Raw genomic sequence first — 14,089 nt, forward strand, 5'->3', positions numbered from 1 at the left:
TCTGCAACGATACCCATATCGTTGCTCACCAAGGCGTCACGCAAGCGAGTCGCGCCATGCACGAAGCAATGCTTGCCTCACGACCGGTCAGCTGCCCGTATTGCGGCACGCCGTTCGAATTGCTGGTCGATGGCAGCCAAGGCAGCCATTCCACCTGGGAGGACTGCCCGCGCTGTTGCGCACCGATTCAGGTCAGCGTCGACGTGGCGGAGCCGGACGGCAGCGTGCAGGCCGTGACGCTGGCGCGCGACGACGATGTTCTCTAAGCGGACGCTGTTTGTCCGCGATTCCGTCATCCCTCCATGGCGAGGGCGGATATGCAAAGACGCTTTCGATAGATATTGACTATGCCTGCCATTGGCGTTAACTAATTGGCAGACAAGAGGTGCGACTTTAGTCTAGTCCGTTATCTTTTCAAACCCCTCTAACCTCGAAGGACTAACCTCAAGGAGAAGTTGCATGAGCGTATTGGTTGGACGTCAGGCACCGGATTTCGAAGCGGCAGCAGTCCTCGGCGACGGCACCATCGTCGAGAACTTCAAGCTGTCCGACAGCCACGGCAAGCTGCGCGTGCTGTTCTTCTGGCCGCTGGATTTCACCTTCGTTTGCCCGTCCGAAATCATCGCCCACGACAACCGTCTGGCACAGTTCAAGGAGCTGGGCGTCGAGGTGATCGGTGCGTCCATCGATTCCCAGTTCTCGCATTACGCCTGGCGCAAGACCTCGCCGGATGCGGGCGGTATCGGCGAAGTCGGCTTCCCGATCGTCGCCGACGTCAAGCACGAGATCGTTCAGGCCTACGGCATCGAGCATCCGGAAGCTGGCGTCGCCATGCGCGCCTCCTTCCTGATCGATGCCAACGGCGTCGTTCAGCACCAGACCGTCAACAACCTGCCGCTGGGCCGTAACGTCGACGAGATGCTGCGCATGGTCAAGGCGCTGCAGCACCACGAGAAGCACGGCGAAGTCTGCCCGGCCGGTTGGGACGAAGGCAAGGAAGGCATGAAGGACACCGCGGAAGGCGTTGCCAAGTACCTCGGCACCCATTCCACGAACCTGTAAGCCTTCACGGCTTCATGGGGCGGCCGAGGGCCGCCCTTTTGCCGTCTGGGCTGCGCCCGACGCTGCCAATGCGAAGGCGAAGCCAGTCAACGAGCGGTGCCGTCGTCCGGCGGCGCCTTGCGTGAGAGGATCAATTCATGAGTGAAGTGCGACACGAGCGCCTGATCATCCTCGGCTCCGGCCCGGCCGGTTACAGCGCGGCCGTCTACGCGGCGCGCGCCAACCTGAAGCCGCTGCTGATCACCGGCATGGAAGCGGGCGGTCAGTTGACCACCACCACCGACGTCGACAACTGGCCGGGCGACGCCGACGGGGTCCAGGGTCCCGAACTGATGGAGCGCATGCGCAAGCACGCCGAGCGCTTCGATACCGAGGTACTGTTCGATCACATCGACGAGGTGGAGCTGCGTCATAAGCCCTTCACGCTCAAGGGCAGCAATGGCACCTATACCTGCGACGCGTTGATCGTCGCCACCGGTGCCAGCGCCCGCTACCTGGGCTTGCCCTCCGAGCAGCGATTCATGGGCCAGGGCGTGTCGGCGTGCGCCACCTGCGACGGGTTCTTCTACCGCAATCAGCAAGTCATCGTGGTGGGCGGCGGCAACACCGCCGTGGAAGAGGCACTGTACCTTTCCAACATCGCTTCCACGGTGACGCTGGTCCATCGCCGCGACAGCCTGCGCGGCGAGAAGATCCTGCAGGACAAGCTGTTCGAGAAGGTCGACACCGGCAACATCGCCGTCGAATGGAACCAGGTGGTCGAGGAAGTGCTGGGCGACAACACCGGGGTGACCGGGGTACGCCTGCGCTCGACCCTCGACGGCAGCCAGCGCGAGCTTTCCGCCCCGGGGGTGTTCATCGCCATCGGCCACACGCCCAACACCGGCATCTTCGAGGGCCAGCTGGAGATGGCCAATGGCTATATTCGGGTGCGTTCGGGGCTCGAGGGCAATGCCACCGCGACCAGCGTGCCCGGCGTGTTCGCCGCCGGCGACGTGATGGATCACGTCTATCGTCAGGCGATCACCTCGGCGGGCAGCGGCTGCATGGCGGCGCTGGACGTCGAGCGCTATCTTGAGGGGCTCGATTAGGAGGGGCTCGACTAGCCACGCGACGGCACCGGGCTTCGAAAGTCCTGCTGCGAAGCACCTGACCCCCGCCGGCTTGCCCGCGGGGGTGTCGCGTTTGCAGCAGCCGCTGGCATCAATCTCAATAATGCGGGGGGCGCTCGTCCGCGTCGCTGGTACCCGGTGCATCGAGCGCTGCAAGGGTCTGGTGCTGATCGCGCAGGCGCTGCTGCATCAGCGCGTTGACCCGCTCCAGGCGATCGAGTCGCTGAGCCTGGCCGGCGAGGGCCTGGTCGAGGGTGTCGAGCCAGTGCTCCTGATAGGCCAGGCGGCTCTCCAGCGCTTCGAGGCGCGCCTCCAGGCGGGTGAGCGTGTCATTTTCGATCATGCTAGAATCGCTCCGCTGTGTGTTGCCGTTCATCGCGACACCTTACCCTATGTTCGAAACCCATCGGCACTCGCCGACGTTTCGAATAATAGTTGAGCTTGGAATCATCGCGCTTCGCAACGATCGCTCTTCGAAGCACCGCCCGTCGCACGCGTGGCGTCAGGCCGTCATTGTCAGCACAACAAGAGAGTCCGAGGTCCATGAATCGAAAGGTATTGCTCCGCTGTAGTCTCATCAGTCTCCTGCTTGCCGCTCCCGCCCCGCTGTTGATTGCCCTGTTTGCATCGCTGGTCGACGGCGCCCTGACCGGGGCCCTCGAACAAGCGTTGACCCTGGATGGCATCGAGCGCATCTATGTCGCCAGTGCGGTGGCGGTGTTTCTGATCCTGCTGGTCGCCACCCTTGCCGTGCACAGCCTTACCCCCCAGCTCGTCAACCTTGCCGAGATCGAGAACGACGATCGCGAGATGGGCGAGGTGAAGTGGTTCAACGTCAACAAGGGCTACGGCTTCATCACCCGCGACAACGGGGAAGACGTGTTCGTGCACTTCCGGGCGATTCGCGGCAAGGGTCACCGGACCCTGGCCGAGGGTCAGAAGGTGCGCTATCACGTGATCAACAACGAGCGCGGCCTGCAGGCCGACGACGTGACCGTCATCACCTGAACGCGGCGCTCCCGCGTATGACCGGACGCCCCGGTCGGCTCGTGCCGGCCGGGGCGTTTGCGTGTCGATGCTACTGGCCGGAATCCGGCCAGGTAATGGCACCCTCGTGACCGTCGGGACAGACCTGCCAGAAACGATCGGGGTCGTCGCCCGGCTGCCAGCCGCCCAGCGAGCAGCGTACCTCGCAGGCCAGTGCGGCGACCGCCGCGCGGGCACAGTCGATATCGCGCGGCCAGGGGGTGGCGGCGCTGTCGAACCACAGGCTGGCGAAGCCGTCGGCGGCGTTCTCGACCAGCAGGATCGGCACCAGCGCGCCCTCGCGATGGCCTTGGCCGCGCCACTTGCGCTTGCCGGCGGGCACCAGCGGCGCGGCATCGAGTTGCGAGCCGAGCCAGGCATTGAGGCGTTCGAGCGAGGCGTCGGCCAGGTAGATCTCGATGTCGGGATAGCGTTGCATGGCGAACCTCAGGTGAACAGCCGTTTGATGATCGCTTCGTAGGCCTGGCTCAGGGTATCGAGATCGGCGGCGCGCACGCGTTCGTTGACCTTGTGGATGGTCGCGTTGAGCGGGCCGAGCTCGACCACCTGGCTGCCCAGCTGGGCGATGAAACGGCCATCCGAGGTGCCGCCGGCGGTCGACAGCGCCGGCGTCTCGCCGGTGGCGTCATTGACCCCGGCGAGCACCGCCTCGATCAGCTCGCCCCGGGCGGTCAGGAACGGTTCGCCGTTGAGCGTCCAGTCGAGCCGATAGTCGAGGCCGTGGGCGTCGAGAATCGCCTCGGCGCGTTCGCGCAGCTGCTGATGGGTGACCTCGGTGGAGTAGCGGAAATTGAACACCACTTCCAGTTCGCCGGGAATCACGTTGCTCGCGCCGGTGCCCGCGCGCAGGTTGGAGATCTGAAAACTGGTGGCGGGGAAGAAGGCGTTGCCGTCGTCCCAGTGTTCGCGGCACAGCGCATCCAGCGCCGGCGCCGTGGCGTGGATCGGATTGTGCGCCAGGTGCGGATAGGCGACATGGCCCTGCACGCCCTTGACGTGCAGCACGCCGCCCAGCGAACCGCGCCGGCCGTTCTTGACGGTGTCGCCGAGCCGCTCGCTGGACGAGGGCTCGCCGACGATGCAGTAATCCAGCCGTTCGTGGGCCTCGCGCAGGTGCTCGACCACCGCCCGGGTGCCGTCGATGGCGGGGCCCTCCTCGTCGGAGGTGATCAGAAACGCCAGCCGTCCCGGGTGCTCGGGGTGCGCGGCGACGAAGCGCTCCACCGCGGTGAGCATCGCCGCCAGACTGCCCTTCATGTCGGCGGCGCCGCGCCCGCACAGCTCGCCGGCCTCGTTGATGTACGGCTCGAACGGCGGCGTGTGCCACTGCGCCTCGGGGCCACTGGGCACCACGTCGGTGTGGCCGGCGAAGGCCAGCACCGGGCCGTGGTGGCCGCGCACCGCCCAGAAGTTATCGACATCGCCGAAGGCCAATCGCTGGATGCTGAAGCCGAGACGCTCGAGGCGCTCGATCATCAGCGCCTGGCAGCCGGCATCGTCGGGAGTCACCGAGACGCGGCGCATCAGCTCGATGGCCAGCTCCAGCGTCGCTGACAGGGGCTGGCGGGTCGCGGCAGTGGCGGACGTGGACATGGCGGTTCCGGATAGCGGCGGTTGGGGCGCCCGGTCGGGGCGCCACGGATCAATTGTGGGCATGCAGCGCTTCGTTGAGCGCCACGGCGCTCTTGTTGGTCAGGCATTCGACACGCCCGTTGAGCGAGTTGCGCCGCAGCAGCAGGTCGCTCTGGCCGGCCAGTTCGCGGGCCGCCAGCTTCTCGACTTCCTGGCCCTGATCGTCGAGTACCGCGACCTTGGTGCCGGCGGTGATGTACAGCCCGGCCTCGACGGTGCAGCGATCGCCCAGCGGGATGCCGATCCCGGCATTGGCGCCGATCAGGCAACCCTCGCCGACCTTGATGACGATGTTGCCGCCGCCGGACAGCGTACCCATGGTCGAGCAGCCGCCGCCGAGATCCGAGCCCTTGCCGATCATCACCCCCGCCGAGACGCGGCCTTCGATCATCCCCGGGCCTTCGGTGCCGGCGTTGAAATTGACGAAGCCCTCGTGCATCACCGTGGTGCCCTCGCCGAGGTAGGCGCCCAGGCGCACCCGCGCGCTGTCGCCGATGCGGATGCCCTTGGGCACCACGTAGTCGGTCATCTTGGGAAACTTGTCGACGCAGTCCACGGACAGCGGACGGCCCTCGAGACGTGCCTTGAGGCGCCGGGCGGGCAGCTCCTCGATGTCGATGGGGCCCTCGTTGGTCCAGGCGATGTTGCGCAGCAGGCCGAACATGCCGGTCAGGTCGATACCGTGCGGCTTGACCAGCCGGTGCGACAGCAGGTGCAGCTTGAGATACACCTCCGGCGCGCTCTCGGGCGGCTGATCGAGCGCGATGAAGGTCGCCACCAGGGGGCGCCGGCTGGCTGCCAGTGACGTGGCGAGCTCGGCCTGCTCGGCGTTGCCGGCGGCCTTGAGGGCCTCGGCCAGCTTGCCGCAATGCTCGGGCAGAAAGCTCACCACGGCGTTGCCGGCGGGGGCGTCGAGCGCCTCGCGGGCGGCCTCGGCCAGCGCGCTTTCCGGCTGGAACAGCGGCGCCGGGTAATAGACGTCGAGCCAGTCGCCCTGGGTGTTCTGGTTGCCGATTCCGAGTGCGAAACTCAGCATGCGATTCTCCTGAAGTCTCTTTGATAAGTGTCGTGAGTCGGTGCGCCCGGCCCTGCGGCGTCCGGCATTGCTGCGATCTAGGGTGCCGAGGCGTTCAGGCCGGCATAACCGTCGCGGGGCAGGCCGACCAGCAGCCGCTCGCCGGTGTCGAGCAGCGGGCGCTTGAGCAGTGTCGGCTGGGCGAGGATCAGCGCGCTGGCATGCTCGGCATCGCTGCGCGCCGCCTGTTGCTCGGCGGCGTCCAGGCCGCGCCAGGTGGTGCTGCGGGTGTTGAGCAGCGTGGCCAGATCAGCCATGGCCAGAAAGCGTGTCAGCCGCTCGCGGTCAAGACCGTCGTCGCGCAGGTCGTGATAGCGATAATCGATGCCCTGGGCGTCGAGGGCCTTGCGCGCCTTGCGGCAGCTGTCGCAGTTGTTGATGCCGTATAACGTGTTCATGGGCCGGGTCGGTCCTGATTCGAGAGCGGGTCGAACGTGTCGCTCGTGGGAAGCGTGGATGCGTCGGCGCCAGGGCAGGATTGTCTTGTCATGGGTGCCGTGGGGCGCGAAGCCACCGATTATAGGCAAGCCGTGGGGTTCCCCTCAAATGCGCCGGCCGTGCATGTCATGCCAGGAGCTGAGCGAAAATTCGGCTCAAGTACGAGTCGCCATCGCGAAGCGTGGCAGAAGCGTGCCCCGATTCGTTTTTTCCATGCCAATCCAGACGCAATACACCGCGTTTGATCATGTCTTCGGCTAGTTCCATTTCCTTATCGGTCGGCGAAGAGCCTTTCCAGCGCCCCAGCGGCGACTTATCGCGTAGTAGGATGAATGAATGGATGGACCACTTTCGCTCCGTCCGGCCTTGCAGTTGTTTTGCCAGCTCGACGAGCTGGCCACTGGTGGCGACACGCACCTTGTCGTTCATGCCATCTACACCCTTCAGGCCGAGATCGTCCTCCTTGACGATGCCGGTCTGGCCCTTGGGGTCGAACAGGGCCAGCGTGGTTCTGTTGGCCTTGTCATCGACGATCCAGAGCACGAAATCGGGATAGAAAACGCGGGTTTCGCCTTCCAGATAGATGCCGATCGAGCGCAGCGACTCGACGTTGCGCATCAGGTAAAACTCGCGATGGTCGCGGGGATAGTTGACGTCGATGAACGCCAGGATGTCGCGAAGGAATTTGCGCTCGCCCGCGTTGAGGCTGTCCGGCGATATGCCGATACGCTTGAGTTTATGCTTCTTGAGTAGCGTATCGGCGGCTTCGCCGAGTAGCGGCTCGTATATATGGTAATCGCCTTGGGCTTCCTCGAGATCGAGCTGAATCTGCTGGTTCAGTGAGGCATCGTTCTCGAAGGCGACCTTCTGCGTCTGGTCCGCGAACTCATAAGTCAGGGTGTAGCGATCGATAAAATCGCCGCGCGCGTCCGGCGCATTCTGGCGTACGGTCTCAAAACGATACTGACGCCTGTCGATGTCATAACGCACCTTGTGGAACATCTTTTCCAGCAAATCGCGCTGCACCTCTTCCAGCAGGCGCTCGATGACCGGCCAGTTGCGCTCGCTCAGTGGCTGGTCGTAAAGCACTTCCTTGGTCGGCGCGAGCAGCGCCGCCAGGGTAAGAGGCTGGCTGGCGCCGTCATGGTTCACATACAGCTGCACACGTTGCTGGCTACACCAGATCCGCAGGCGGGTTTGCAGCCAATCGCTGGAGACGAACAGCGCCTGGTCCGCGAGGCACGCTTTCAGGCTAGCCACCAGGTTGTGGCCCGGTTGGCTGCGGTCCGCACGGTAATCGAGGCTGAAACCGGGGTTGGCCAGCCGGCCGCTGAATACATCGCCTTGCTGCGTTCCGTCTCGCTGAAATCCGTCTTGCTGAAACCCGCCTTGCTGAAATCCGTCTCGCTGAAAATAGTGCCAATGCCATTCATGCGTCGCGGCGTTCAGCGTGATGCGCAAGGGCGAATCGAAATCGGCACGTCCTACCTTGAAGGTATGCAGCTTGTGTTGATACTCGGTGAACGCCAACGGCGCACGTTTTTGCTTGTGCGTGCCCACCTGCACGACGGCGGGCTTCACCTCGAGGCTGTAAGGCCCGGCAATCGCCGGCAGGTCTTTTTCCAGTGCTTTGAGAAAGACTTCCAGCCATGACCGGTTGAGGCTGTAGACGTTCAAGGTCTCCAGGCGGCGCAGTTGGCTATCCGGCGTATCGTCCGCCACCAGCGCCGCATAATCGGTGCAGTGTTCTTGATGGCGACGCTTGCCATCCCCGCGCAGGCCTTTCAGGCGCACGCCACGCCCGAAGATCTGGATGATCTTGTTGCCCTTGCTCGAGCCGAGGTTGATCAGACCGATGATCGATACCCGAAAGCAGTTCCAGCCCTCGGCGAACTTGCGGCTGCCGACCAGCACATTGATCGGCGAGCCCACGTCATCGATGGCGTCGAAGTGATAGCGCGCATTGACGATCGGCGCCTTGCTCAATGTCACCCGCGGCTCGCCATTGGCGTCATGCAACTGCGGGTGCGCCTCACACTCCTTGAAGAACTTGTCGCCGTTGCCGACGTTGATCAACCCCCAGTATTGACCATCGCCCCAGGACAGCCAGATCTCATCGGCCACGCCCGGCGAGCGGGTCAGGGTCAGCTTGCCGCTGTGCTGGTCGTTGAAGATGGGGGAATAGGCCTCGCGATCGGTGGCATCGAGATGCGCGAGCCAGACCACGAAGCGGCGAATGTCCGAAACCTCGTCCTTGGCGGTGCCTTCCTTTCTGGGGTCTTCCACCGTATTGCCCATGTAGGCCAGCAGCGGCTTGTCGGGGAAATGCCCGGCGAAGGGCAGCTCGCCGGCGCCATGCGCCTGGCTGACGGTCAAGTGCTCATGCGCGGTGAGTTTTTCACGCAGGGTATCGAAGGTGCTGGCGAAGAAGGCGGCATCGCCCTTGCCGGTATCGGCGAAGCGATCGTCGGCCAGGCTCTGCAGGGCGTAGTCCTTGCCGTAGCCATCCTTGAAGAAGCGGTAATAGTTGTAGTCGTAGACGATCTGTTCTTCGTAGTCGCGCACATGCGTATCGCTGATACCGTGATAGGTTGCCGAGTATTCGAACAGAAAAGCGTTATCCGGCTTGAGCAGTTCCTGACGCAGTTGCTTGAAGGCGCCGACCTCCTTGCCGCCGCTGGCCAGGCCGATATGGCCCTCATCCACCAAGATCAGGCGGAACAGCCGGGTGCTGTCCGGCATGTTGAAGAAACCGGGTTCCTTGTTGAGTAGCGCGCCGGTGGTGGCGACCGTGAGCTTGATGCGGTTGTTGTACAGGCGGTTCAGCTGGCGGACCACTTCGCCCAGCTCGCGCTCATGCTGCTCGATCAGGTTGACGCCCGGCGTGGTCAGGATGATCTGCAACTCGTCGAAGGCTGCGCCGCCGCCAATGTGTGCGATGTATTGCAGAATATTGAGATGCATCAGCAGCGTCTTGCCGCTGCCGGTGGCCATCCAGTACGCCAGCGCTTTTTGCTCGGCAAAACTCTTGCCGGCGCGCTTTTGCTCCAGCACATGCTCGGTGAAATACAGCGCCAAAATCTGGTAATAGCGTAGAGTAAAGGGGCGCGAAAGCAGCTGGTTGTAGTCGTTCAGCCACTTCTGAATCTTGCGCCCCATCGGCTTGGGCAGGCCGCTGCTCTGGCGCGAGGCGAAGCTTTCCACCTGTTTCTGATAGTCGCGTTCATGCCCTTCGGCACGCGCGGAAAACTCGCCCAGCAGCTCGTGCTTGAGATGGTTGTAGAGTTTTAGCTCCATTGTGCCCCCCGCAAGAAGTCGCTGGCCTGAATCAGGTAGGTGTCGAGCTCCAGCCGGCGCAGGTCGGCATCGAAGTTCAGCTCCAGGCGCTGAATGCGGCTGACGCCCTGAGCGTCGGCATAGTGGGCGAGGATGGCGTGCAGGTTGGTGGTGTCGTCTTCGGCGGGATCGATATCGCGAAACACCACCAGCGTGCCGTGGGTGGTTTCCACGGCCAGATACTGCCGGTCGAGATCTGGGTGGGTGTCAGGGCGATACACGCGGCGCGACTTGACCCAGTAGCCCTGCAAATAGCACCAGGTTTCCATCAGGTCGATGGGTTTTTCTTCGCGGGCCTTGCCGATGCGCAGCGTTTGGCTGAACGGCCGGGAAACATCCAGCGAGCTGGACAGACTGTTCTGTTCGGGACGGAACAGGTAGTTGACCGGGATCTGTTGGGGTAGCGCGGCTTCGTCCCAGTGCGTACGCGGCTGGCCGCTATCGTCCAGTGCCAGGTTGTCGAGCAGGTCTTCGTATTGCTCGAGGCGCTGAACCTTGATGATGCCCATCCAGTTAACATCTGATATGGGAACTCCATCCCGCCAGCGGCCGGCATGCATTGTCCTGGTGACTCGTGGTTTGAGAATGGAGTCGAAGTAGTCCCCCATCTCCGCCAGTACAAAACGCCTCCTCTCATTATCCCGTCTATTGAGGGCGATCACAGCCTGTGCTGTGGTTCCCGAGCCGGCAAAGTAGTCCATCACGATATCATCACCTTCAACGATGAAGGGGAGTAAGCTTTCCAGAAGCGCCGAGGGCTTGGGGTTGCTAAATTTCTTTCCCTTCGGGAACATGGCGCGAAGGTCGTTGGCACCGGAGCGGCCATCTAGCTTGATGATGCTGGATAGCTTATCTTCAAATTCGTGGGCATAAACCTTCAGCTCTACGATCTTGTTCTCATCTTCGCCGAAAAGAATTCGGTCTTCGTCCATCAGCCGTTTCATAGTGGTTTCAGGAAAGCGGTAGCCCATCAATGGCTGCTTGCAAGGTCGCCCGGTATCAGGATGGATGAAATCATAGCGATAGCCTTCCTTGCCAGGGTTGTGTACGCTTTGACTACCAGTGTAAACACCTCCGTGGTCAATGTATTTGTATCTATCCATTTGGCCAAGGAATGGCTTGTTTTCCTTGAACCATTTTGCATATTCTTTTTTTAATTCTTTTTCATCGCTATGCTTTTCTGAAAGGGTATTTGCTATTTCGATAAGGGATTTTTTGGCATCAGATATGGCGCTTTTCCATTCGCTTTCTACATTGCTCAATGATTTTGCATAGGAAATAATGTACTCATGTTCATGCGCTATACGTGTGGGATTATTGTCAGTGGCATTGTGCCAGACGATTTCACCTATCTTGTTATTTCCACCCAATGTGGTTGCGAGGATTTCCTGAAGACTATTTCTTTCATTCTGGTCGATTGACGAGAAAATGACGCCATTTTGCGAAAGAAAATTCCTCGACACTGAAAGCCGGTCATGCATCATGCTCGCCCAGCTCGAATGCCGGAAGCTGTCCTTATACAGGAAGCCGTCGCCGCCGGTGTTGTAGGGCGGGTCGATATAGATGCACTTGATCTGTTCGCGGAATTTCTCCTGCAATAGATTCAGCGCCTGCCAGTTCTCCGAATTAATTAACAGGCCATCGGTCTGCTCGTCGAGATCGTCGAATTCGGCCAGGCTGAGCAGGTCATCCTGAAAGGTGGGGTCGCTTTCACGGTAGAGGCGGGTATCAACCACCAGGGTGGGATGCTCGGCGAGTTCGCTGGCGGTGCTGACATCGACCTTGAAAACATCGCGCCACTCGTCGCGCTGGGCCACATTGGCGAAAACCCGCGCATGGAAGTGCGCCGGGAGCTTGCCGACTGACACGAGATAGTGGGTATCGACCACCTTCTTCTTCAGCTCGAACAGACCTTTCTGGAAATTCTCGATGGCGGCGAGAAAACCAATCAGCGTATCCGCGACCTGATTGAAGGTGCGGGCGATCAGGGTGGTGGCGTTGTCCTCGCCGGCATGCAATAGCGCGTCGAGATCCGAGAAGATCACCTGCTTGATGAAGCGGCTTTTCTCGCGGGTGAGGAAACCCTGCAGATCCTTGTGGATAAAGTAGTCGGCGTCGTTGCCAACGTAGAACTTGTTGAGGTTACGGTCGATCTGCCACAGCGCGCCGGCAATCCAGTCTTGCTCCAGCTCTTGCTGGCGCTCGCCGGCATTGCCGCCCAGATCGGCGAACTCGCTGCGCTTGGCCAGCTCTTCAAGATATCTCTCGAACTTGAGGCGCAGCTGGCCGATGCCCTTGATCTGGCCGCCGTCGCTCTTGTCGAAGTCGTCGGTCAGGTCATTGAATAATGGCTTGCCGGGCTCGGGATCGCTTTTGTCGGGCTTCTTGTGCAGATAGGGCGTTAGGTCATCACTGCCTTGAAAAACCGTCTGCCACAGGCGGGTGTACAGCGCGATCTTGGGGGTGGAACTCACCGCCAAGGCGAAACGCACCTGCCAGACGGTTTTTTCATCACCTTCGGCACCTTGCTCGGCAATGGGCTGAATATCCACCAATCGATAATGCTTGCTGTCGGCGTCCTTGTTGTTGTTGCGCTCGCTGGTTTGGCTCTGTTCATTGTCGCCGTGGGTCAGGCGGAATTCCAGCCACTGGCCGGCGACCTGGCAGCGCACGCTATGAAAGCCGTTGCCGGTCTTGATGTAATAGCTGTCCTTGTGCTTCCAGTGGAACAGCGTGTCCGAGCCGTCGTAGTCGGCTTCGTAGGGCACCTTGAAGGCGCTGGTGGCACGGGTGTTGTAGCCGAAGTCACCGTTCTGGTAGTACAGCTCGAAGAAGTTGAGCAGGTGGTTGTAGACCTTGGTTTCCAGCTGTTCGGCAGAGAGCTGGCGGGTCTCGAGGAAGTTGGTCAGCTGGGCTTCGGCCTGTTCGCGCTGCTCATCGCTGAGCACCGGCATGGTGAACAGGCTCCTAAAGCGGGATTGCGCATTTTCATCGTCGGGGTTTTCCGCCACGGCCTGCCAGAGCGGACGGCCCATGTCACCGAATTGGGCGGCAAAGGCCGCCAGCCAGTGGCGTGCGGTTTCGCTCTGACTGTTATGTACGCTACCCAGGGCGTGATTGACGGTACTGCGCAGGCTGTTGTCCGCTTCGCCATCGATGAAAGACTGGATGAATTGACGCTTCAAGCGCGTGATGCGGTAAATGCCGAAGTCCAGGTCGTGGGCCTCGAACTGGAACATGTCCTTGAGGAAGCGGCGTAACTGGTCGAAGGCTTGGATCGGTGCGGTCATGGTTGTCCAAAAGTGTTCGGTAACAAGCTGAGACGTGGTTGAATATCATTTTACTGTATGTTTATCCATTTTGCGCCCCGGCCTTTCCCCGTCGGTTTGACTAGCCCTTCGGCTTTCAGTGCTCGTAGTACTAGGCGCACGGTATCGCGGCTAATGCCGGGACAACTCTCTTCCAGTTCGGAGATCGAAAAAGGTAGGGTGCGATTAAGCGCTTCGGCACGAACCCGATCGCTTTTATTCCCCCGGCTGTTGTCAATGGTGCCGACACGCGCTTCAAACTCCTTATAGGCGCGCAGCAGAGCGCCCCAAAAGTAGTCGAGCCAGGGACGGGCGTTATGTTGGCCTTCGTGCCAGCCCTGGGAACTGGTTTCGAGGGTTTCGTAGTAGCTCTCCTTGGATTCCTCGATTATACGCTCCAGGCTGATGAAGCGACCCACGTCATAATCGAAATGATAGAGCAGTACGAGTGTCAGCAATCTGGCCATACGTCCGTTGCCGTCTGGAAAAGGGTGAATACAGAGAAAGTCCAGGATGGTGAGTGGGACCAGTACGAGAGGGTCGGCCAAATGACGATCCAGGGCATGTTGGTAGCAATCCACTAGCTTGTTCATGGCCATGGGGGTTAGGTGCGCGGCGACTGGCTGGAAGCGAACACGACTGCTGCCATCAGGCCCTTTCTCGATGATGTCATTGTTGGTTGCTTTCCAATTCCCGCCATCCTGCGGCATATAGCGGTAGAGAAGGGCGTGCAGTTGTCTGACGACTCCCACGGAAAGGGGCATATCGCTTGCCGATTCATGAATCAGTGCCAGCGCATCGCGGTAACCCGCCAGTTCCTGCTCGGAGCGGCTTTTAGGCGTAGCGTTGCGTACTATCAAGGGTTTGAGCCGACTGGGCTTTACTACGACGCCTTCGAGGCGGTTAGAAGATTCAGCTGACTCGATGACTGCCACTTGTTTGAGATCACGTAGCACTTCCGGTGACTGAATGGTGAATAGTTGTTGCTTTCCGCGATGCTCTCCTAGCGTACGCAAGGTGGCAAGTTGCAAGCCGTCATAGCGCAGCCTATCCAGAAATTCAGGTGAAAGTGAATGCAT

The 14,089-nt window shown here is 61.1% G+C and carries 12 protein-coding genes; 4 read left to right on the forward strand and 8 right to left on the reverse strand.

The annotated features are described in order from the left end of the window. Positions 1 to 56 precede the first annotated feature (56 nt). The 3 genes from HALZIN_RS0113095 to trxB all read left to right on the forward strand — a co-directional run bounded on the left by HALZIN_RS0113095 (position 57) and on the right by trxB (position 2,153). Positions 57 to 266 (forward strand): CPXCG motif-containing cysteine-rich protein, encoded by a 210-nt coding sequence (locus tag HALZIN_RS0113095; protein ID WP_031384654.1) that lies wholly within the window; start codon positions 57 to 59, stop codon positions 264 to 266. A gap of 193 nt (positions 267 to 459) precedes the next feature. Beyond that, positions 460 to 1,062 (forward strand): peroxiredoxin, encoded by a 603-nt coding sequence (locus HALZIN_RS0113100; protein ID WP_031384655.1) that lies wholly within the window; start codon positions 460 to 462, stop codon positions 1,060 to 1,062. Positions 1,063 to 1,199: 137 nt separating this feature from the next. Continuing rightward, positions 1,200 to 2,153, forward strand: coding sequence for a thioredoxin-disulfide reductase (trxB, locus tag HALZIN_RS0113105; protein WP_031384656.1), 954 nt, complete (start codon positions 1,200 to 1,202; stop codon positions 2,151 to 2,153). Positions 2,154 to 2,271: 118 nt separating this feature from the next. Here the strand turns inward: trxB and HALZIN_RS0113110 are convergent, their stop codons facing one another. Continuing rightward, positions 2,272 to 2,517 carry a SlyX family protein gene (locus HALZIN_RS0113110; RefSeq protein WP_031384657.1) on the reverse strand — a complete coding sequence of 82 codons (246 nt, stop codon included), beginning with the start codon at positions 2,515 to 2,517 and terminating at the stop codon, positions 2,272 to 2,274. Positions 2,518 to 2,717: 200 nt separating this feature from the next. Between HALZIN_RS0113110 and HALZIN_RS18605 the strand changes: the two genes are divergently transcribed. After that, positions 2,718 to 3,182 (forward strand): cold-shock protein, encoded by a 465-nt coding sequence (locus tag HALZIN_RS18605; protein ID WP_031384658.1) that lies wholly within the window; start codon positions 2,718 to 2,720, stop codon positions 3,180 to 3,182. Positions 3,183 to 3,252: 70 nt separating this feature from the next. Here HALZIN_RS18605 and HALZIN_RS0113120 read toward each other — a convergent pair whose 3' ends face one another. The 7 genes from HALZIN_RS0113120 to HALZIN_RS17610 all read right to left on the reverse strand — a co-directional run bounded on the left by HALZIN_RS0113120 (position 3,253) and on the right by HALZIN_RS17610 (position 14,089). After that, positions 3,253 to 3,639 carry a hypothetical protein gene (locus tag HALZIN_RS0113120; protein ID WP_031384659.1) on the reverse strand — a complete coding sequence of 129 codons (387 nt, stop codon included), beginning with the start codon at positions 3,637 to 3,639 and terminating at the stop codon, positions 3,253 to 3,255. Positions 3,640 to 3,647: 8 nt separating this feature from the next. Then, positions 3,648 to 4,814 carry a succinyl-diaminopimelate desuccinylase gene (dapE, locus tag HALZIN_RS0113125; protein ID WP_031384660.1) on the reverse strand — a complete coding sequence of 389 codons (1,167 nt, stop codon included), beginning with the start codon at positions 4,812 to 4,814 and terminating at the stop codon, positions 3,648 to 3,650. A 49-nt stretch (positions 4,815 to 4,863) separates the two neighbouring features. Further along, positions 4,864 to 5,889: a 2,3,4,5-tetrahydropyridine-2,6-dicarboxylate N-succinyltransferase gene (dapD, locus tag HALZIN_RS0113130; protein ID WP_031384661.1), complete on the reverse strand. Its 1,026-nt coding sequence runs from the start codon at positions 5,887 to 5,889 to the stop codon at positions 4,864 to 4,866. Between the two features lie 77 nt (positions 5,890 to 5,966). Then, positions 5,967 to 6,326 (reverse strand): arsenate reductase, encoded by a 360-nt coding sequence (locus HALZIN_RS0113135; protein WP_031384662.1) that lies wholly within the window; start codon positions 6,324 to 6,326, stop codon positions 5,967 to 5,969. A gap of 166 nt (positions 6,327 to 6,492) precedes the next feature. Then, positions 6,493 to 9,663 carry a DEAD/DEAH box helicase family protein gene (locus tag HALZIN_RS0113140; protein ID WP_031384663.1) on the reverse strand — a complete coding sequence of 1,057 codons (3,171 nt, stop codon included), beginning with the start codon at positions 9,661 to 9,663 and terminating at the stop codon, positions 6,493 to 6,495. Next, positions 9,654 to 12,992 (reverse strand): site-specific DNA-methyltransferase, encoded by a 3,339-nt coding sequence (locus HALZIN_RS17160; RefSeq protein WP_051907523.1) that lies wholly within the window; start codon positions 12,990 to 12,992, stop codon positions 9,654 to 9,656. Before HALZIN_RS17160 ends, HALZIN_RS0113140 begins: the two co-directional genes overlap by 10 nt. Before the next feature lie 50 nt (positions 12,993 to 13,042). Further along, the gene (locus HALZIN_RS17610; RefSeq protein ID WP_084173589.1) at positions 13,043 to 14,089 is read right to left on the reverse strand and encodes a Fic family protein; all 1,047 of its coding nucleotides are present in this window, start codon (positions 14,087 to 14,089) and stop codon (positions 13,043 to 13,045) included.

Origin of the sequence: Halomonas zincidurans B6 (genome assembly GCF_000731955.1) — a bacterium.
GTDB classification, from domain to species: domain Bacteria; phylum Pseudomonadota; class Gammaproteobacteria; order Pseudomonadales; family Halomonadaceae; genus Modicisalibacter; species Modicisalibacter zincidurans.

Bases quoted from the DNA above. Each gene is read 5' to 3' on its own strand.
- HALZIN_RS0113110 (WP_031384657.1), bottom strand. From the start codon at position 2,517: ATGATCGAAAATGACACGCTCACCCGCCTGGAGGCGCGCCTCGAAGCG.
- HALZIN_RS18605 (WP_031384658.1), top strand. From the start codon at position 2,718: ATGAATCGAAAGGTATTGCTCCGCTGTAGTCTCATCAGTCTCCTGCTT.
- HALZIN_RS0113100 (WP_031384655.1), top strand. From the start codon at position 460: ATGAGCGTATTGGTTGGACGTCAGGCACCGGATTTCGAAGCGGCAGCA.
- HALZIN_RS0113140 (WP_031384663.1), bottom strand. From the start codon at position 9,663: ATGGAGCTAAAACTCTACAACCATCTCAAGCACGAGCTGCTGGGCGAG.
- trxB (WP_031384656.1), top strand. From the start codon at position 1,200: ATGAGTGAAGTGCGACACGAGCGCCTGATCATCCTCGGCTCCGGCCCG.
- HALZIN_RS0113095 (WP_031384654.1), top strand. From the start codon at position 57: ATGCACGAAGCAATGCTTGCCTCACGACCGGTCAGCTGCCCGTATTGC.
- HALZIN_RS0113135 (WP_031384662.1), bottom strand. From the start codon at position 6,326: ATGAACACGTTATACGGCATCAACAACTGCGACAGCTGCCGCAAGGCG.
- dapE (WP_031384660.1), bottom strand. From the start codon at position 4,814: ATGTCCACGTCCGCCACTGCCGCGACCCGCCAGCCCCTGTCAGCGACG.
- HALZIN_RS17610 (WP_084173589.1), bottom strand. From the start codon at position 14,089: ATGCATTCACTTTCACCTGAATTTCTGGATAGGCTGCGCTATGACGGC.
- dapD (WP_031384661.1), bottom strand. From the start codon at position 5,889: ATGCTGAGTTTCGCACTCGGAATCGGCAACCAGAACACCCAGGGCGAC.
- HALZIN_RS0113120 (WP_031384659.1), bottom strand. From the start codon at position 3,639: ATGCAACGCTATCCCGACATCGAGATCTACCTGGCCGACGCCTCGCTC.
- HALZIN_RS17160 (WP_051907523.1), bottom strand. From the start codon at position 12,992: ATGACCGCACCGATCCAAGCCTTCGACCAGTTACGCCGCTTCCTCAAG.